This is a genomic window from Streptomyces sp. ActVer (assembly GCF_027270795.1).
GTDB lineage: Bacteria > Actinomycetota > Actinomycetes > Streptomycetales > Streptomycetaceae > Streptomyces > Streptomyces umbrinus_A.
Genome location: NZ_JAPWHT010000042.1, coordinates 19,747 through 38,502, shown reverse-complemented (window position 1 = coordinate 38,502; position 18,756 = coordinate 19,747). Strand labels below are relative to the sequence as shown.

Genomic DNA, 18,756 nt, shown 5'->3' with positions numbered 1-18,756 from the left:
GCCGTACGGCTTCGGCTGCCGCGTCCCCGCGGGCACCGCACGGCATCGGCCTCCTGATCTCTACATACGCGCCGCCCTTCGATCACCCTTCACCCGTCGCACCCGTCGCACCCGGCTCACCCGGCTCACCCGGCTCACCCGGCTCACTCGCCGCTCCAATCCGTGGCCCGGACTCACGTGCTCCGCCGCGTCACGAACTCCGCCAGTGACAGAAGCCCTCCGGCCGCCTCCGGGTCCGGGACGGCCCGGGACAGGTGCTGCAGGGCCCTGGCCATCCGGTCGGCGGCCTGGACCTGGGCCCAGTCACGCCCACCCGCCCGCTCGACGGCGAGGACCGTACGCTCCAGATCGCCGTCGCGGTACGGAACCCGGTACAGCTCGGCCAGTTCGGCCGCGGCCGGTGTGCCGGAGGCGAGCGCGGCGACCACGGGGAGGGACTTCTTGCGGGCCATGAGGTCCGCCCCGGCCGGCTTGCCGGTGCGGCTCGGGTCCCCCCAGATGCCGATCACGTCGTCGATGAGCTGGAAGGCGAGCCCGGCCTCCCGCCCGAACGCGTCGAGGGCGTCGACGTCCTCCTCTCCGGCCCCCGCGTACAGCGCCCCGAGCGCGCACGCGCAGCCGAGCAGCGCCCCCGTCTTGGCCTCGGCCATGGCGAGCACCTCGTCGAGCGTGACGTCGTCGGGACCGCGGCGCTCCATCGCGGTGTCCGTGTGCTGGCCCGCGCACAGTTCGACGACACAGCTCGCGAGCCGCGCGGCCGCCGCCGAGGACGCCGGATGCGGATCCTCGGCGAGCAACTGGTGGGCCAGCGCCTGCAGCGAGTCCCCGGCGAGGACCGCGTCGGCGTCGCCGAACACCGCCCACGCGGTGGGCCGGTGTCTGCGGGTGGTGTCCCGGTCCATCACGTCGTCGTGCAGCAGGGTGAAGTTGTGGACCAGCTCCACCGCGGCGGCCGCCCGTACGGCCGTCTCCTGCTGTCCGCCGAGCGCCCGGACCGCGGTGAGCACGAGCGCCGGCCGGATCGCCTTGCCCGCGTTCCCCGCCGCCGGGCTGCCGTCCGCGTGCTCCCACCCGAAGTGGTAGAGCGCGATGCGGCGCAACGGACCGGGCAACGTCTCGATGACCCGGCGCAGTTCGGGGTCGACCGACGCCCGGGACCGCTCCAGGATCCCGGCGGCCTCCTGCCCGTCGGGCGAACCCCGCCGCCCGCCGGGCACGCCACCCGGCACCGGTCCTCCCCGCGCTTCCGGTCCTTCCACGGCCGGCAGCGGGCTCTGTTGCGTCTCCGTCATGAGCTCACCCATGGATCCGCTTCGCGGAGTGCGCGGACGGAGGCGGTTCCGCCGGCCACGGGCCCGTACCCCGTCGGTCCACCCGCACCGGTGGACGGGGACACGGCGCGCGCCGTACGGGACGTCACCTCCAGCGGCCGATCTCGACGTTCTCCAGGACCCCGAGCGCGTCGGGCACCAGGACCGCGGCCGAGTAGTACGTCGTCACCAGGTAGGACATGATCGCCTGCTCGCTGATGCCCATGAACCGCACGGACAGGCTCGGCTCGATCTCGTCCGGGATGCCGGCCTGCTGGAGTCCGATGACGCCCTGGTCGGCCTCGCCGGTACGCATGGCGATGATCGAGGTCGTGCGGGCCTCGGTGACCGGGATCTTGTTGCACGGGAAGATCGGCACGCCGCGCCAGGTGGGAATGCGGTTGCCGCCCATGTCGAGGGTCTCCGGGACGAGCCCCCGCTTGTTGAGCTCGCGGCCGAACGCGGAGATCGCGCGCGGGTGGGCGAGCAGCAGCTTGGTGCCGCGCCGCCTGGTGAGCAGCTCGTCCAGGTCGTCCGGGCTCGGTACGCCGTCGTGGGGCTGCAGCCGCTGGTCGTACTCGCAGTTGTTGAGCAGCCCGAACTCCCTGTTGTTGATGAGCTCGTGCTCCTGGCGCTCCTTCAACGCCTCGACCGTGAGCCGCAACTGCTGCTCGGTCTGGTTCATCGGCTGGTTGTATAGGTCGGCCACGCGCGTGTGGATGCGCAGCACGGTCTGGGCGACGCTGAGTTCGTACTCGCGCGGTGCCGCGTCGTAGTCGACGTACGTCCCCGGGATGGCCTGCTCTCCGGTGTGGCCGGCGGCGAGGTCGATCTCCTTCTCGCCGTAGTTGTTGGCGCGCTGCGTGGGAATCGCGCGCAGTTGCTGAAGGTGCTCGCGCAGGGATTCGGAGCGCTCGGCGATCTGGTCGAGGTCCTGGCGGGGCAGGGCGAGCACCGTGCAGGCCGTGACCGCGCGGGCCGTGTACTCCCAGATCGCCTCCGGGTCGGTGATCGCCTGCTCGCCGAAGTAGGCGCCGTCGGCGAGGACGCCGAGGACCGCGTCGTCCCCGTACGGACCCGTGCCGATCTTCTCGACCTTGCCGTGTGCGAGCAGGAACACCTCGTCGGCCTGGCTGCCGAAGGAGGCGAGCACGTCGCCGGGGTCGAACTCCCGCTGCTGGCAGCGCTGTGCGAGCTCGGCGAGCACCTCCGGGTCCTCGTAGGTGCGCAGTGCCGGCAGTTCGCCGAGCTCCGCGGGGATGACCTGTACGCGGTCACCGGTCTTCACGAACGTCACGCGACCGTCGCCCACCGAGTAGCTGAGCCTGCGGTTCACGCGGTATGTGCCGCCCTGCACGTTCACCCACGGCAGCATGCGCAGCAGCCATCGTGAGCTGATCTCCTGCATCTGTGGCGCGGACTTGGTGGTGGTGGCCAGGTTCCGCGCCGCGGATGTGCCGAGACTCTTCTGCGGCTGATCCTGGTCCGCGCGGATCTCTTCGCCTACCGACATGAAATTGCCCTCCCCATCGTGCAATGAGCTGCGCCGAGAACTCTTCCATCACGGACCGTGCCGGTGCCATTACACGAAAGAGGGGGAATGGATCTTCGAAAGCAGGGCATAACGGAGAGCCCCGCCCGGGCCGACACGTCCGGGCGACCGGCCGGCCCGGCGAGGTGAATCTTCCCGATCACCTCCCGGTCGCTTCCCGATCGGGAACTTCAAGATCGGGCCGCCCGTTCAACCGGCAACACGGACGAATCATGAGGAGACGGCAATGGCAGGCTTCCTGGACCGCGCCAAGGAACAAGCACAGCGCGGCCTCACGCAGGGCAAGCAGAAGCTCGACGACGTCCAGGCACAGCGGGCGGGCGGCGATCTGCTGAAGAGCCTGGGCGCGGCCTATCTCGCGGAGCGGCGCGGCAGCGGCTCCCCGCAGGCCACGCAGCAGGCCCTCCAGGCCGTGGAGAGCCACATCGCGACGCACGGGGACGGCTTTCTGCGCGCCTGAGGCGGTCCGCGCGTACCGCTGACCGGATCGGCTCGCACGCCGTGCGAAGAAGTGGTCCCGACCGGGGAGACCGGGTACAGGCAGCAGTACGAGACGGCCACGTCGGGTGGCCGTCGCGGCCCTGTAAGGAGGCGGTCATGGCCCCACCCATGTCCGCGGGCAGCTTTCTGAGCCGGCTCAAGGCTGAAGGGCTCACCGTCGTCGAGGTCGGCGACTGGGAGCATCACAACCGCAATCACAAGGGCCCGTGGGGCCCGGTCCACGGCGTGATGATCCACCACACGGTGACATCGGGCAGCCGGCGCACGGTCGAGATCTGCCGTGACGGCTACAGCGGCCTGCCCGGCCCGCTGTGCCACGGTGTCATCACCAAGGACGGCAGAGTCCACCTCGTCGGCTACGGCCGTTCCAACCACGCGGGCCTGGGCGACGACGACGTCCTGCGCGCGGTCATCGCGGAGAAGGCCCTCCCGCCGGACAACGAGGCCAACACCGACGGCAACCGCCACTTCTACGGCTTCGAGTGCGAGAACCTCGGCGACGGCGAGGATCCCTGGCCCGAAGCCCAGCTCGACGCCATCGAGCGCGCCGCGGTAGCGGTCTGCCGCCACCACGGCTGGACGGCACGCTCGGTCATCGGCCACCTCGAATGGCAGCCGGGCAAGATCGACCCCCGCGGCTTCACGATGGCGGCCATGCGGGATCGCATCCACGAACGGCTGAAGTAGCGCCCTGGTGGCGGGCCCGTGCCGCCGTGGTCCTGCCCCGCTCGGACGCGTGTCCGACAATGGGTGGGTGATCAGCCCCGAGACCCCTGAAGCGCTCGGCCTGGCCGCCCTGCGGCCACGGCTGCCGTCCCCGGTGCGGGAGGCCGTGGACGAGCGGTTCGCGCGGCGCGGTGTCCGGCTGCTGCTCAAGCGGGACGATCTGATCCACCCGGAGCTGGTCGGCAACAAGTGGCGCAAACTGGCCCCGAACCTGCGGGCGGCGGCGGGCCGCACGGTCCTCACCTTCGGTGGCGCGTACTCGAACCATCTGCGGGCCACCGCCGCCGCGGGCCGCCTCCTGGGCCTGCCCACCGTCGGCGTGGTCCGCGGCCAGGAGCTCGCCGACCGCCCGCTCAACCCGTCCCTGGCCCAGTGCGCGGCCGACGGCATGCGATTCCACTTCGTCGACAGATCGATGTACCGCCGCAAGAGCGAGCCGAAGACACTCGCCGAGCTCCTTCGCGCGTGCGCCGCCGAGGACGCGTACGTGATCCCGGAGGGCGGCAGCAACTCCCTTGCCGTGCTGGGCTGCCGGGCCCTCGGCCAGGAGCTGCGCGACCACGGCGGTGTCGACGTGGCCGCGGTCGCCTGCGGCACGGGTGGCACCTTCGCGGGCCTGGCCGCAGGCCTCGGCCCGGGCCGGCGCGCCCTCGGCGTACCCGTCCTCAAGGGCGGCTTCCTCGACGCGGAGATACGTACGCTCCAGGACGAGGCCTTCGGCGGTCCGCGCGGCGACTGGTCGCTCGACGACCGCTTCCACTTCGGCGGTTACGCCCGTACGCCACCCGAACTCGACGCGTTCGCAGCCGACTTCGAACAGCGCCACGGCCTGCCCGTGGAGCGTCTCTATGTCGCCAAGTTGCTGTACGGACTTGTCGCCCTCGCCGAGGAGGGCGCGTTCGCGCGCGGGACGACGATCGCGGCGGTCGTCACCGGCAGCCCCCACCCCCGGCCCGCCGACCGGTTCTAGGCCTGCTGCAGGCCTTGGCCGGGTCTGCTCCAGGCCCTACGTCGCCTCGCGGAACGCCGCCGCCTCCTCCAGGTCCAGGCGCCGCAGCAGCGTCCGGAGCATCTCGTCGTCGATGTAGCGGCCGTCCCGGAGTCTCACGAACATCGCCCGCTCGGCGCCGATCATCTCGCGCGACAGCCGCCGGTACGTGTCGTCGGCGGTCTCCCCGGTCACCGGGTTCACCGTCCCGAGCCGCTCCCACACGGCGTTGCGGCGACGCTCCAGGACCGATCGGAGCCGGTCGGCGAGCGGCGGCGGCAGCGCGTTGCGCTCGTCGTCGAGGAGTTCGTCCAGGCGGCGTTCCGCGGTCCGGGACGCCTGCGCCTGGGCGTTCGCCTCCGCGAGCGTCTCGGCCTGCAGATCCCGCTCGGGCAGCTTCAGCAACCGGACCAGCGGGGGCAGTGTCAGCCCCTGCACGACCAGCGTGCCGATCACCGTCGTGAAGGTCAGGAAGAGGATCAGATTGCGGCCCGGGAACTCCTCCCCGCCCTCCGCGGTGAGCGGGATCGAGAAGGCGATGGCGAGCGAGACCACGCCTCTCATCCCGGCCCAGCTGATGATGAAGGGCGCCTTCCAGGTGGGGTCGTCCTCTCGTTCCCGGATCCGTTTGGACAGGATGCGCGGCAGGAAGGTCGCGGGATACACCCACACGAAGCGGGACACGACGACGACCAGGAAGACGGCCACCGCATACCAGGCGGCACTCACTCCCTCGTACTCGTCGAGGCCCTTGAGGACGATCGGGAGCTGCAGGCCGATCAGTGCGAAGACCGCCGACTCCAGGATGAACGCGACCATCTTCCACACCGCTTCCTCCTGGAGGCGGGTCGCGAAGTCGACCTCCCAGTTGCGATGCCCGAGGTAGAGCGCGACGACGACCACGGCGAGCACTCCGGAGGCGTGCACCTGCTCGGCGACCGCGTACGCGAAGAACGGGATCAGCAGCGACAGGGAGTTCTGGAGAAGGGCCTCCTTCAGGTGCGTGCGCAGCCAGTGGAGCGGCACCATCAGGACGACTCCGATGCCGATGCCGCCGATCGCCGCGAGCAGGAACTCGCCGATGCCGCCCGCCCAGGTCGCGCCCTCACCGACGGCAGCGGCGACTGCCACTCGGTAGGCGGTGATCGCGGTCGCGTCGTTCACCAGGGACTCGCCCTGCAGGATCGTGGTGACTCTGGAGGGCAGCCCGACCCGGCGCGCCACCGCCGTGGCCGCCACCGCGTCCGGCGGCGCCACGACCGCGCCCAGCACGAGCGCCGCCGTCAGCGACAGGTCCGGCACGATCATGTAGGCGGCCCAGCCGACGACGAGCGTCGCGAAGAGCACGTACCCGACCGACAACAGTGCGACCGGCCTGAGTTGTGCCCGCAGATCGAGGTACGAGCTGTCCGTGGCCGCCGTGTAGAGCAGCGGGGGCAGTACCAGCGGGAGCACCACGTCGGGGTCGAGGGTGTATTCGGGGACCCCGGGCAGGTACGAGACGATCAGGCCCGCGGCGACCAGCAGCAGCGGCGCGGGCACCGGGGTACGGCGGGCCGCGCCGGCGACCACGGCGCTGCCCGCGACCAGCAGGAGGAGGGGCATCACATGCATCAGCTTCGGCCCACCTTCGTTTCCGCGCGGATTCCCGCACGCCCGACGTAATCTGGCAATCATGAAACAGTGCACGCACGCCGACGCGCTGCCGCATCCAGAACCCGAGCCACTGAGCGAGACCTGCCTGGAGTGTCTGGCGGCCGGCTCGCACCCCGTGCAGTTGCGACTGTGTCTCATCTGCGGAGACGTGGGCTGCTGCGACTCGTCGCCGCTGCGGCACGCGACGGAGCACTTCAAGAAGACGGGACACCCGATCATGCGCACGTTCGAGCCCGGAGAGAACTGGCGCTGGTGCTTCGTCGACCACGTACTCGTGTGACGAGGGATCCGGACGGTTCGACCCTCTGACCGTTGGGTACGTCAACCCGGCGCGCGCTCTTCCCAATTGGGCCCGCAGACCCCTAGCCACTGTGCGTATCCATAGGTTTACTATGAGTGACAGCAAGGGGTTGGGGTCCCGGGGACAGGAAACCTGAGAGCGCGATAGCGTCACCGCTGAACCACGTTGCGCGTTACCCCGGGGGGCGACCCTCGGCCCCCGAAAGAGCTTGTACCACCTTGGAGGTGAGGGTGTCCCAGATCGCAGGCGAGCCCGCGACCCAGGACTTCGTGGAAGTCCGGCTGCCGGCTGCGGGTGCCTACCTGTCGGTGCTGCGCACGGCCACAGCCGGCCTCGCGGCGCGTTTGGACTTCACCCTCGACGAGATCGAGGACTTGCGCATCGCCGTGGACGAGGCGTGCGCGATCCTGTTGCAACAGGCGGTGCCGGGCTCCGTGCTCAGCTGTGTCTTCCGCCTGATCGACGACTCGCTCGAGGTGACCGTCTCGGCCCCGACCACCGACGGCCATGCCCCCGCGCGGGACACCTTCGCCTGGACCGTGCTGTCGGCCCTCGCCGGCAAGGTGTCCTCCTCGGTGGCCGACGACAAAACCGTTTCGATCAGCCTCTACAAACAGCGCGGCGCGGGACCCGGGCCGGCGTGAGGAACGGGGACGGGCCGGTGCGGGACGAAGAGCGCGGCACACGGGAACTTCCCGGCAAGGGCGAGGACGGCCCGACCGGGCCTCGGCGTCTGGCGGAAGGTGTCGACGGCATCCCCGAGCAGCAGGCCCGGCCGCATCCGGAGGACATCGCCTCCGCGGCGGCCGAAGAAGCGCCTCGGCGGGAAGAGCCGATCGACAAGGACGGGCGCGAGGCGCTCTCCGACAGTGACGGGCGACAGGATCCAGACGTTGCCGCGCAGAGGGGGTCCCCCCGGACGGAGTCTGGGGGGACGTCCTCGGAAGGGCGGCGGCGGGTGACGGGCGGGATCATGAGCGAGCAGCACGAGCACGAACGAAATGCCGACAGCGGCGCGTCGGGTACGCAGCACGACCCCCACGACCGCGCCGGGGCGCGGGCCAGGTTCATCGAACTGCGCAAGCTGGACCCCAGCAGCCCGGAGTACGCGGAGCTGCGCAACCGGCTGGTCCGGATGCATCTGCCGCTCGTGGAGCACCTCGCGCGCCGCTTCCGCAACCGCGGTGAGCCGCTGGACGACCTCACTCAGGTCGCCACCATCGGCCTGATCAAGTCGGTCGACCGCTTCGACCCGGAGCGCGGCGTCGAGTTCTCGACGTACGCGACTCCGACGGTGGTCGGCGAGATCAAGCGGCACTTCCGCGACAAGGGCTGGGCGGTGCGTGTGCCGCGCCGGCTGCAGGAGCTGCGGCTCGCTCTCACCACGGCGACCGCGGAGCTCTCGCAGCTGCACGGCCGCTCGCCCACGGTCCACGAGCTGGCCGAGAAGCTCGGCATCTCGGAGGAGGAGGTCCTGGAGGGCCTGGAGTCGGCCAACGCGTACTCCACGCTGTCCCTGGACGTCCCCGACACGGACGACGAGTCCCCGGCGGTCGCGGACACCCTGGGCGCCGAGGACGAGGCCCTGGAGGGCGTCGAGTACCGCGAGTCCCTCAAGCCCCTCCTGGAAGATCTCCCACCGCGCGAGAAGCGGATCCTCCTTCTTCGCTTCTTCGCCAACATGACCCAGTCCCAGATCGCCCAGGAGGTGGGCATCTCCCAGATGCACGTCTCCCGCCTGCTGGCCCGCACCCTGGCCCAGCTCCGGGAAAAGCTCCTGGTCGAGGAGTAACAGACCGCGCCCCTCTGCGGGGGCGCGGGCACCATGCGGTCTTCTTTCAAGGGGCGCGGGGAACTGCGCGATCAGCCACAGCGGGCCCGCAGACCCAGTACGCCCGCAGACCCACCCCAGCAGTGCGCCGTCAGCGCACCCCGGCCTACTTCGACTCCCGTACGCCACCCGGCCCGGTGATCCCCAGGGCCCTGGTCGTCTCCGGATTCACGATCAGCACCAGCGCCGCGACAGCCACCACCGCCAGGGCGATCCCCCCGGGAATGGCGAGACTGTCGGCCTGAAGCAGGTTGTACGCGACGGGCAGCGCCATGATCTGCGTGATGATCGCCGGCCCCCGGCTCCACCCGCGCCGCAGCAACAGCCCGCGCGCGGCCAGCAGCGGAAGCAGCGCGAGCACGATCAGCGTCACACCCCCGGTGACGGCCTGACTGCGGTCGTCCGGGTGCCCCGTGAGACCCATCACCAGCATGTAGCCGCCGCCGACCACAAGGGCGAGCCCTTCCAGCGCGGCGAGTGCCGCCGCGACGGTCAGCCGCGTGGGCCGGGGTTCGGCGTCGGAGGTGTCCGGGGTCGATTTCTGCTCAGAACTCACCCCTGAAGAGTAGCTCTCACCCCGTACCCGCCAACGGCCCCGGGGCACCCCGGGAACCCGCTGTGTAGTGCCCCTCACACCTGATCCTTACCTCGGTATGGGCCGAGTACCACGCGGTAGGTACGCTGCATCGCATGCGTGCACTTCTCGTGGTCAATCCGGCAGCAACCACCACAAGCGCGCGCACGCGTGACGTCTTGATCCACGCTTTGGCGAGCGAGATGAAGCTCGAAGCGGTCACCACCGAGTACCGCGGGCACGCCAGGGACCTCGGCCGGCAGGCCGCGGAGAGCAAGGACATAGAACTGGTCGTGGCCCTCGGCGGCGACGGCACGGTCAACGAGGTCGTGAACGGTCTGCTGCACGGCGGCCCCGACCCGGACCGGCTGCCCGGCCTCGCCGTCGTCCCCGGCGGCTCCACCAACGTCTTCGCGCGCGCCCTCGGCCTGCCGAACGAGCCCGTGGAGGCCACCGGCGCCCTCCTCGACGCGCTGCGCGAGGGCCGGCAGCGCACGGTGGGCCTCGGCCTTGCCGCGGGCACCCCGGGCAGTGAGGACGAAGGCGTCCCCGCCCGCTGGTTCACCTTCAACGCGGGCCTCGGCTTCGACGCCGGCGTGGTCGGCCGCGTCGAACAGCACCGCGAGCGCGGCAAGCGTTCCACGCACTCCCTCTACCTGCGCCAGGCGATGCGCCAGTTCTTCGGGGAGACCCACCGCCGCCACGGCACGATCACGCTGGATCGGCCCGGCGCGGACCCGGTGACCGATTTGGTGCTGTCGATAGTCTGCAACACCTCTCCGTGGACGTATCTGGGCAATCGCCCGGTGTACGCGTCACCTAAGGCCTCGTTCGATACCGGGCTCGACGTACTCGGTCTCAGCCGCATGTCGACGACCGCGGTTGCCCGGTATGGCACCCAGTTGCTCACTTCGTCCCCCGAACGCGGACCCCATGGGAAGCATGCGGTGTCCCTGCACGACCTGACCGACTTCACCTTGCATTCGAAGGTCCCACTCCCCCTCCAGATGGACGGCGACCACCTCGGACTGCGTACGAGCGTGACGTTCACAGGCGTTCGTCGTGCACTGCGTGTGATTGTGTGAGCGGAACGGGCTAAAGTCCTTCCACTCGAACGTTTAGGCCAGGATCCACCCCATGGAAGTACGGCTGTGACCTAGTCGACACCGAGGAATCAAAAAAAACTTTCCGGTAGGGGTTGTATCCGCCGCTGAGGTTTGCGAGTCTCTTTGTGGCGCTCGGGACGGGCCGCAACATCGCCCCCACAGAGCGCCGGAACCCCTCCTCAATTCACAGGACCACACCAGTCCGTCTGGTAGTCGGCCCTTCACTTGTTGAGGGATTCGTGAAAGCGTTCACATTCACAAGCAACGTGCATGTAATACCAAGGAGAGGTAGCAGCCATGGACTGGCGTCACAACGCCGTTTGCCGCGAGGAAGACCCCGAGCTCTTCTTCCCCATCGGCAACACCGGTCCTGCGCTGCTGCAGATCGAGGAAGCCAAGGCCGTCTGCCGTCGCTGCCCCGTCATGGAGCAGTGTCTGCAGTGGGCGCTCGAGTCCGGCCAGGACTCCGGCGTCTGGGGTGGTCTCAGCGAGGACGAGCGCCGCGCCATGAAGCGCCGCGCCGCCCGCAACCGGGCTCGCCAGGCATCCGCCTGACAACCCGCCCCACACGGCCTGAGCTTGGCGGCGCGTACAGCGAGTACGCATATCCCGCCCCCGAGCCGCAGCGCGCAGTACCCCCGATGCGCAGATAGCAACGAGCACGATGAGCCCCGGACCGGAAAACGGTCCGGGGCTCATTGCTGTTTGCGGCTGCGTCTTCGTGGGGTGCCCGGCGACCGCCGGCCGCTCCCGGCGACTCGTGATGATTACGCAGCGTGCGCGTGGAGTAATGGTGCGGATTGCCTGTGTGTCACTTGTGGGGCACCACGGGAATGTCCAGGACGACCTGCGTTCCGCGCTCGGGGGCGCGGACCATGTCGAAGGTGCCGCCCAACTCCCCCTCCACCAGCGTCCGTACGATCTGCAGGCCCAGGTTGCCCGAGCGGTGCGGGTCGAAGCCCTCGGGCAGACCGATGCCGTCGTCCTGGACGGTGACCAGGAGGCGGGCCTCCTTGGTGCTGCCGCCGCGGACCGCGGACACCTCGACCGTGCCGCGGTCGCCCTCCCGGAAGCCGTGCTCCAGCGCGTTCTGCAGGATCTCCGTGAGGACCATGGAGAGCGGGGTCGCGACCTCGGCGTCGAGTATGCCGAAGCGTCCGGTGCGCCGGCCGACGACCTTGCCCGGGGAGATCTCGGCGACCATGGCGAGCACCCGGTCGGCGATCTCGTCGAACTCCACACGCTCGTCCAGGTTCTGGGAGAGCGTCTCGTGCACGATGGCGATCGACCCGACCCGGCGCACGGCCTCTTCGAGCGCCTCACGGCCCCGGTCGGACTCGATACGGCGGGCCTGGAGGCGGAGCAGGGCCGCGACCGTCTGAAGGTTGTTCTTCACCCGGTGGTGGATCTCCCGGATGGTCGCGTCCTTGGTGATCAACTCCCGCTCGCGGCGCCGCAGTTCGGTCACATCACGCAGGAGTACGAGCGAACCCACTCGTGTGCCCTTGGGTTTGAGCGGGATGGCGCGCAGCTGGATCACGCCGTCGGCGCTCTCGATCTCGAACTCGCGGGGCGCCCAGCCGCTGGCGACCTTGGCCAGCGCCTCGTCCACCGGGCCGCGGGACGGGGCGAGTTCGGCCGTGGTCTTGCCGAGGTGGTGGCCGACCAGGTCAGCGGCGAGGCCGAGACGGTGGTACGCCGACAGCGCGTTCGGTGACGCGTACTGGACGATGCCTTCCGCGTCCAGCCGGATCAGGCCGTCGCCCACCCGCGGCGAGGCGTCCATGTCGACCTGCTGGTTGGGGAACGGGAAGGAGCCGGCCGCGATCATCTGTGCGAGGTCGGACGCGCTCTGCAGATAGGTGAGTTCGAGCCGCGAGGGCGTGCGCACGGTGAGGAGGTTGGTGTTGCGGGCGATGACGCCGAGGACTCGCCCCTCCCTGCGCACGGGGATCGACTCGACCCGGACGGGAACCTCTTCGCGCCACTCCGGGTCGCCCTCGCGGACGATCCGGCCCTCGTCCAGGGCCGCGTCCAGCATGGGGCGGCGGCCGCGCGGGACGAGGTGGCCGACCATGTCGTCCTGGTACGAGGTGGGGCCGGTGTTGGGCCTCATCTGGGCGACCGAGACATAGCGGGTGCCGTCACGGGTGGGAACCCACAGGACGAGGTCCGCGAAGGAGAGGTCGGAGAGCAGCTGCCACTCCGAGACCAGCAGGTGCAGCCACTCGAGGTCGGAGTCACCTAGGGCGGTGTGCTGGCGGACGAGGTCGTTCATGGAGGGCACGTGTGCGAGCGTACCCGCCGGGTGCGACATGCTCCGATATCGGCCACCCGCACGGGCCCGGAAACACCCGCGGGCCGCGGCGCCTGAGAGGGACCCTCAACCCTCCCGGCACCGCAGCCCGGAGCAACATCGGCCGCGGGGTGTGCGGTCCCGTTCGGCCGAAGACGAGGATCCGGTGCAGTCAGGGCAGAGAGCGCCGGCTCCTCGGTCCGTCTTCCTGTGCGGGGAAGACGGAGGCTTGGTCATACGGACGGCTTGATCATCAAGTTGCATTCTCAAGCTTTGTACGATTGTGGACTAGACCACTCTCGACTGTCCATGCGTTGGCGGATGTTTGTTGTTGTCTCTTTATCCAACAACTCACGTCCTACATCCACCACGCAGCCTATCCCCGAGCGGTTCACGAGCGGGGCCAGATTCGCATGGCGAGTTCGGCGAGCGCCTCCAGCTCCTCCTTGGTGGCGCCGTCGCGGGCCTGCTGGGACATGCCCTGGATCATGGCTCCCGTGTGCCTGGCCAGGGCCGCCGCGTCGGTGTCCGCGGGCAGCTCACCCGCGGCGACGCCGGACCTTATACGGCTCTCGAAGGCGGTGATGTTCGCGTTGCGCCGCTCACGGAGGGACTCCTCCACCTCCGGAGTGGTGCAGTTGGTCGCCGCGTGGACGACCAGGCAGCCGTGCGGGCGGCCCGGCTCGGTGTACTCGGCCGCGGCCTCGCGCAGCATCCGCTCGACCGCGGCCCGGGCCGTCGGCTCCTCGGCGAGGGCGCGGGCGCCGAACGAGCCGTACCTCTTGCCGTACTCGCGCACGACCTCGTCGAAGAGCGAGCGCTTGTCGCCGAAGGCCGCGTAGAGGCTGGGGGCGCCGATACCCATGACCTGGGTGAGGTCCGAGACGGAGGTCGCCTCGTAGCCGTGCTCCCAGAAGGCCAGGATCGCCTTCTCCAGCGCGGTCTCGCGGTCGAAGGAGCGGGGGCGGCCGCGGGGCTTCGAGGCCGGACCGGCGGCGTCCTTGATGTCGTGGCTGCTCACCATGGAGTGAATTGTATAGCGGGTGCTAGAGAAATGTCCGCGGCTCGTTGTACGGTCTTTTTGTAGCGACCACTAGGCAAATGAGAAGGGGGCGCCGGCATGGGCGTGCTCACGGGCAGGACGGCACTCGTCACAGGGGCGAGCAGGGGCATCGGACGCGGGATCGCCGAGCGGCTCGGACGCGACGGGGCGCGGGTCGGGGTGCACTACGGCAGGAGCGAGGCGGCCGCGAAGGAGACGGTGGCGACGATCGAGGCGGCCTACGGCTCGGCGTTCGCGATCCGCGCGGAGCTCGGGGCGCCGGGGGACGCGGCGGCCCTGTGGGAGGAGTTCGACCGGCACGCGGACGGGGTGGACATCCTGGTGAACAACGCCGGGATCGGTTCGACGCCACCGATCGAGGAGATCGACGAGGAGACGTACGACCAGGTCTTCGCGGTGAATGTCAAGGCGCCGTTCTTCATCGTCAGGCACGGTCTGCGGCGCCTGCGCGACGGCGGCCGGGTCGTGAACATCTCCTCGGGGCTGGCACGGACCGCGGTCTTCCCCCACCTGATCGCCTACGCGATGACGAAGGGCGCCCTGGACGTCTTCTCCCGGGACCTGTCCAAGGTGCTGGGCGCCCGTGGCATCACCGTGAACTCGCTGGCACCGGGCATCGTCGACACCGACAACACGGCCGAGCTGCTGCACGGCAGTGCCGACGGGTGGGCGAAGGCCGCGGCGATATCGGCGCTCGGCCGGGTGGGCGAGACCGCCGACATCGCCGACGCGGTGGCGTTCCTCGCCTCGAACCAGGGGCGGTGGGTGACCGGGCACTGGATGGACGCGACGGGGGGTTCGCTGACTTGAGCCCTCGGCCGCCCGGGGCGCCCCGGGCCCGGCGGGACGGCTCGGGCCCGGCGGGACGGCTTGGGATCAGCGGGTTTCCGTGACCTTCGCGAGGGCGCGGGGCGCGTCCGGGTCCTGGCCGCGGGCGATGGTGACCTCGTAGGCGAGGAGTTGGAGCGGGAGGATCTCCAGGATCGGCTGGACCTCCTCGGCCACGCCCTCGGTGGGCAGGACGAAGCCGGCGGAGGCCTGTTCGACCTGGGGGCGGGGGCCGATGACGACGAGGTCGGCGCCGCGTCCGCGCAGCCGGTCGAGCACGGGCTGGAGTGCCGCGCCGCCCCTGCCGTCGGTGACGACCGCGATGACCGGGGAGATGTTGTCGACCATGGCGAGCGGGCCGTGCAGCAGGTCCGCGCCGGAGTAGGAGAGGGCGGGGATGTAGCTGGTCTCCATCAGTTTGAGGGCGGCTTCCTTGGCGGTGGGGTAGCCGTAGCCGCGGGAGGTGATGACCATGCGCTCGGCGAAGCGGTAGCGCGAGGCGAGGGTGCGGATCTCGTCCTGGCGGGCCAGCAGGTGCTCGGCGAGGTCGGGGAGCACCTTGGCCTGGGCGCCGTCACCGCCGCGCAGTCCTTCGACGAAGAGATAGAGGGCGAGGAGGGAGGCGGTGTAGGTCTTGGTCGCGGGGAGCGCCTTCTCCGGCCCGGCCATGATGTCGATGTGGTACTCGGAGACGGCTGCCAGCGGTGAGTCCGGGTTGTTGGTCACCGCGAGCGTGATGGCGCCGGCCTCGCGGGCGGCCCGGGTCGAGGCCACCAGGTCCGGGGAGCCGCCGGACTGGCTGACCGTGATCATCAGGACGTCGGTGAGATCGGGGCGGGCGCCGTAGGCCGTCGTGGTCGACATGGAGGCGAGTCCGCACGGCAGGCCGAGGCGGATCTCCAGGAGGTACTTGGCGTAGAGGGCGGCGTTGTCGGAGGTCCCTCGGGCGGTGAGCAGTACGAATCGGGGCTTGCGGGCGGCCACCCGCTGGGCCACGTCCTGGATGCGCGGGGCTCCCTCCTCCAGGATCCGCCGCAGGACTACGGGCTGCTCGGCCATCTCGCGGGCCATGATCCGGCCCGGGCGGTCGGACTCGACGGGTACCGGCCGCGCGTCGGGCTGGCGGTCCGGCGGGGTGGCGGTCATGGCGTTTCCTCCTGGGGCTGTTGCATGGCGGGCGGAGCTGCGTCCGCGGGAGGGGTGGCGGGTCTTGATTGCGCGTGCGCAGGTTCCATTCCACTCCCCCGGGGCGCGCGGCGCCCGCTCGGGGTGGGGTGTCGGTCAGGGGCGTCGGTCGGAGGCGTCGGTCGGGGGGCCACTCGGGCGTGGCTCCTTGACGTGCTTCCCGACGCGGCCCGTCGACGCGGCTCTCGGGTGCGGTCGATCGAGGTGTCGCTCGTGTGCCGTCGACCGGGCGCCCTGGGTCGGGGCGGCCGAGGGCAAGTGAGGGGCGACCGAGGAGAGCCGTTCTGCTAGATTGGTCTATACCACATGTTCGGTTGTGTCCCCTTCACCTTTCAGAACGGCAGGCCCAGCGTGGAAGTTGTCATCGTTTCGGACGCCAAGGCGGGTGGCGAGCTCATTGCCGGGGCCATGGCGGAGTTGCTCCGGCACAAGCCCGACGCGCTGCTCGGGGTGGCCACCGGCTCGACGCCGCTGCCCATTTATGAGGCGTTGGCGGCGAAGGTGGTTTCCGGGGCCGTGGACGCCTCGCGGGCGCGGGTCGCGCAGCTCGACGAGTACGTGGGACTGCCGGCCGAGCATCCCGAGTCGTACCGGTCGGTGTTGCGGCGCGAGGTGCTGGAGCCGTTGGGGCTGAACGTCGACTCGTTCATGGGGCCGGACGGGACCGCCGAGGACGTGCGGGCCGCGTGCGAGGCCTACGACAAGGCGCTCACCGAGGCGGGCGGGGTCGATCTCCAGCTCCTCGGGATCGGGACCGACGGGCACATAGGGTTCAACGAGCCCTGCTCGTCGCTCGCCTCGCGCACGCGGATCAAGACCCTGACCGAGCAGACGCGGGTGGACAACGCGCGGTTCTTCGAGGGCGACATCGAGCAGGTGCCGCATCACGTGATCACCCAGGGGATCGGGACGATTCTGGAGGCACGGCATCTGGTGCTGCTCGCCACGGGTGAGGGGAAGGCCGATGCCGTGGCGGCGACGGTCGAGGGGCCCATCGCCGCGGTGTGCCCCGCGTCGGCGCTCCAGTTGCATCCGCATGCCACGGTCGTCGTGGACGAGGCGGCCGCGTCCAAGCTGAAGCTCGCGGACTACTTCCGGCACACGTACGCCAACAAGCCGGACTGGCAGGGCATTTAGGCGATCCGCTCCACGACGCGAAGATGCCGGGTCCCCTCGTGGTGAACCCGGCATCTTCATCTTTGCGGCGACCCGCGCCCTGGTGCGGTGACCTGCACCCTGGCGCGGTGACCTGCGTTTTCGTCCCGTCGGTCTACGCCCCCGCGATGGCCTCCGCCGCCGCGAGGCCGCAGACACGGGCCGCGCCGTGCGTGGCGATGTGGAGGGCGCCCCGGGGCGGTGACTGGGGCACGCCCATCTCGACCACGACCGTGTCGGGGCGGGCGGTGAGCAGGATGTCGAGGGCCTCGGCCATCCAGGTGTGGCGGTGGGCGTCACGGACCACCGCGACCACACGGCGGGAGCCGGCCGCCGCGAGGGCCTCGGCCCCGGCCCGCTCCCCCGTGAAGCTCCCGGTCTCCGTGCCCGGCAGCATCCGCCGCAGCTCGGCGGCGACGCCCCAGGGGGTCTCGTCACCGACGGCGATGTTGGCGACGGGGGTGAGGGCGGCGACGTACGGAGCCTCGGTGACCGGCGCGAAGTGCGCTCCGCGCGTGACCGTCAGCGCGCGCCGGGCCGCCACCAGCCCGACGTCGGTGCTCGCATCGGACCCCGCTTCGGACCCCACTGCGGATGACGAGCCCGGCCCTGAGGTCCCGCCAGGCGCGCCCCCGTTCACCGAAGCCGAGGGAGGCGTGGTCTGCGTCGAAGCCGTCCAGGCCGCCAGTGCCCGGACCCGGGCCGCCGCGTCCGCCAGGCGTTCCTCGGGGAGGTCGCCCGAGCGGACCGCCGCGACCAGGGCGTCGCGCAGGCGCAGGACCGTCGGCTCGTCGGAGAGGCCGCCGCCCACGCAGATGGCGTCGGCGCCGGCGGCGATCGCGAGGACGCTGCCCCGCTCGATGCCGTAGGTCGCCGAGATGGCCTGCATCTCCATGCCGTCGGTGACGATCAGGCCGTCGTAGCCCAGTTCCTCGCGGAGCAGACCGGTGAGGATCCGGCGCGAGAGGGTCGCGGGGTGGACGGGGTCCAGGGCCGGGACCAGGATGTGTGCGCTCATCACGGCACGCGTGCCCGCCTCGATGGCCGCGCGGAACGGCACCAGCTCGCGGGACTCCAGGACCGGGAGCTCCGCGTCGATGCGCGGCATCGCGTGGTGCGAGTCGACCGCCGTGTCGCCGTGCCCCGGGAAGTGCTTGGTGCAGGCGGCGACCCCGGCGGACTGCAGCCCGGAGACGTACGCGGCCGTGTGCCGGGCCACCAGTGAGGTGTCGGCGCCGAAGGACCGTACGCCGATCACGGGGTTGTCGACGTTGGAGTTGATGTCGGCGGACGGCGCCCAGTTGAGGTTCACTCCGCAGGCGGCCAGCCGGCGGCCCAGCTCGTGGGCGACGGCCTCGGTCAGTGCGGTGTCGTCGACCGCGCCCAGCGCGTGGTTGCCGGGGAAGGAGGATCCCGTACGCACCTCAAGGCGGGTCACGTCACCGCCCTCCTCGTCGATGGCGACCAGGACGTCGTCGCGTTCCGCGCGCAACTGGGCCGTCAGGGCGGCCACTTGGGCGGGCGTGGCGATGTTGCGGCCGAACAGACCGACGGAGGCGAGGCCTTCGCCCAGCCGCCGCAGCAGCCAGGAAGGGGCCGAGGTCCCGGTGAAACCGGGCTGCAGGACGGCGAGGGCGTCACGGGTCAGCGTGTCCGTGCCGGAGGCGATGGTGGTCATCGGAAG

At 70.6% G+C, this 18,756-nt stretch carries 18 protein-coding genes; 10 read left to right on the top strand and 8 right to left on the bottom strand.

The genetic code is table 11. From position 1 onward, the window contains the following. Window positions 1-173: 173 nt before the first annotated feature. Together O3Q52_RS09960 and O3Q52_RS09955 are read right to left on the bottom strand one after the other, a co-directional pair. Entirely contained in the window at window positions 174-1,304 is a 1,131-nt protein-coding gene (locus tag O3Q52_RS09960) for a family 2 encapsulin nanocompartment cargo protein polyprenyl transferase (protein ID WP_269648453.1), read from the bottom strand. Window positions 1,305-1,416: 112 nt separating this feature from the next. Further along, a complete protein-coding gene (locus O3Q52_RS09955) occupies window positions 1,417-2,823 on the bottom strand; it encodes a family 2B encapsulin nanocompartment shell protein (RefSeq protein ID WP_189837562.1) in 1,407 nt (468 codons plus the stop codon). Window positions 2,824-3,088: 265 nt separating this feature from the next. Between O3Q52_RS09955 and O3Q52_RS09950 the strand changes: the two genes are divergently transcribed. The 3 genes from O3Q52_RS09950 (at window position 3,089) to O3Q52_RS09940 (ending at window position 5,059) form a co-directional block, all read left to right on the top strand. Beyond that, window positions 3,089-3,322, top strand: a complete 234-nt coding sequence (locus O3Q52_RS09950; protein WP_189837561.1) for a hypothetical protein — start codon at window positions 3,089-3,091, stop codon at window positions 3,320-3,322. Between the two features lie 137 nt (window positions 3,323-3,459). Continuing rightward, window positions 3,460-4,050 (top strand): N-acetylmuramoyl-L-alanine amidase, encoded by a 591-nt coding sequence (locus O3Q52_RS09945; RefSeq protein ID WP_269648452.1) that lies wholly within the window; start codon window positions 3,460-3,462, stop codon window positions 4,048-4,050. 67 nt (window positions 4,051-4,117) lie between these two features. Then, window positions 4,118-5,059 carry a 1-aminocyclopropane-1-carboxylate deaminase/D-cysteine desulfhydrase gene (locus tag O3Q52_RS09940; protein WP_269648451.1) on the top strand — a complete coding sequence of 314 codons (942 nt, stop codon included), beginning with the start codon at window positions 4,118-4,120 and terminating at the stop codon, window positions 5,057-5,059. Window positions 5,060-5,095: 36 nt separating this feature from the next. On the opposite strand, the gene O3Q52_RS09935 is transcribed toward O3Q52_RS09940, so the two are convergent. Next, complete coding sequence (locus O3Q52_RS09935; RefSeq protein ID WP_269648450.1) at window positions 5,096-6,691, bottom strand: Na+/H+ antiporter; 1,596 nt, start codon at window positions 6,689-6,691, stop codon at window positions 5,096-5,098. Between the two features lie 61 nt (window positions 6,692-6,752). Between O3Q52_RS09935 and O3Q52_RS09930 the strand changes: the two genes are divergently transcribed. From O3Q52_RS09930 to O3Q52_RS09920, 3 genes are all read left to right on the top strand, one after another. Further along, the gene (locus O3Q52_RS09930) at window positions 6,753-7,013 is read left to right on the top strand and encodes a UBP-type zinc finger domain-containing protein (protein WP_200395925.1); all 261 of its coding nucleotides are present in this window, start codon (window positions 6,753-6,755) and stop codon (window positions 7,011-7,013) included. A 251-nt stretch (window positions 7,014-7,264) separates the two neighbouring features. After that, complete coding sequence (locus tag O3Q52_RS09925; RefSeq protein ID WP_055512819.1) at window positions 7,265-7,678, top strand: anti-sigma regulatory factor; 414 nt, start codon at window positions 7,265-7,267, stop codon at window positions 7,676-7,678. Further along, on the top strand, window positions 7,675-8,826 hold the full coding sequence (locus O3Q52_RS09920; RefSeq protein WP_269648449.1) for an RNA polymerase sigma factor SigF: 1,152 nt from the start codon (window positions 7,675-7,677) through the stop codon (window positions 8,824-8,826). The genes O3Q52_RS09925 and O3Q52_RS09920 overlap by 4 nt, the downstream gene beginning before the upstream one ends. A gap of 145 nt (window positions 8,827-8,971) precedes the next feature. On the opposite strand, the gene O3Q52_RS09915 is transcribed toward O3Q52_RS09920, so the two are convergent. Beyond that, entirely contained in the window at window positions 8,972-9,421 is a 450-nt protein-coding gene (locus O3Q52_RS09915) for a hypothetical protein (RefSeq protein WP_055615662.1), read from the bottom strand. A 134-nt stretch (window positions 9,422-9,555) separates the two neighbouring features. Between O3Q52_RS09915 and O3Q52_RS09910 the strand changes: the two genes are divergently transcribed. Next, window positions 9,556-10,524, top strand: coding sequence for a diacylglycerol kinase family protein (locus tag O3Q52_RS09910; protein WP_269648448.1), 969 nt, complete (start codon window positions 9,556-9,558; stop codon window positions 10,522-10,524). A 318-nt stretch (window positions 10,525-10,842) separates the two neighbouring features. Then, a complete protein-coding gene (locus O3Q52_RS09905) occupies window positions 10,843-11,100 on the top strand; it encodes a WhiB family transcriptional regulator (RefSeq protein WP_016639615.1) in 258 nt (85 codons plus the stop codon). 256 nt (window positions 11,101-11,356) lie between these two features. Here O3Q52_RS09905 and O3Q52_RS09900 read toward each other — a convergent pair whose 3' ends face one another. Both O3Q52_RS09900 and O3Q52_RS09895 read right to left on the bottom strand, forming a co-directional pair. Next, window positions 11,357-12,832: a sensor histidine kinase gene (locus O3Q52_RS09900; protein WP_269648447.1), complete on the bottom strand. Its 1,476-nt coding sequence runs from the start codon at window positions 12,830-12,832 to the stop codon at window positions 11,357-11,359. Window positions 12,833-13,232: 400 nt separating this feature from the next. Then, window positions 13,233-13,865, bottom strand: a complete 633-nt coding sequence (locus O3Q52_RS09895) for a TetR/AcrR family transcriptional regulator (protein WP_269648446.1) — start codon at window positions 13,863-13,865, stop codon at window positions 13,233-13,235. 96 nt (window positions 13,866-13,961) lie between these two features. Here O3Q52_RS09895 and O3Q52_RS09890 point away from each other — a divergent pair, with 96 nt between their 5' ends. After that, window positions 13,962-14,714 (top strand): SDR family oxidoreductase, encoded by a 753-nt coding sequence (locus tag O3Q52_RS09890; protein WP_269648445.1) that lies wholly within the window; start codon window positions 13,962-13,964, stop codon window positions 14,712-14,714. Window positions 14,715-14,780: 66 nt separating this feature from the next. Here the strand turns inward: O3Q52_RS09890 and O3Q52_RS09885 are convergent, their stop codons facing one another. Beyond that, window positions 14,781-15,878 carry an SIS domain-containing protein gene (locus tag O3Q52_RS09885; RefSeq protein WP_269648444.1) on the bottom strand — a complete coding sequence of 366 codons (1,098 nt, stop codon included), beginning with the start codon at window positions 15,876-15,878 and terminating at the stop codon, window positions 14,781-14,783. A 390-nt stretch (window positions 15,879-16,268) separates the two neighbouring features. Here O3Q52_RS09885 and nagB point away from each other — a divergent pair, with 390 nt between their 5' ends. After that, entirely contained in the window at window positions 16,269-17,054 is a 786-nt protein-coding gene (gene nagB / locus O3Q52_RS09880; RefSeq protein WP_269648443.1) for a glucosamine-6-phosphate deaminase, read from the top strand. 133 nt (window positions 17,055-17,187) lie between these two features. Here the strand turns inward: nagB and O3Q52_RS09875 are convergent, their stop codons facing one another. Beyond that, window positions 17,188-18,750: a glycoside hydrolase family 3 protein gene (locus O3Q52_RS09875; RefSeq protein ID WP_269648442.1), complete on the bottom strand. Its 1,563-nt coding sequence runs from the start codon at window positions 18,748-18,750 to the stop codon at window positions 17,188-17,190. Between the last annotated feature and the right edge of the window lie 6 nt (window positions 18,751-18,756).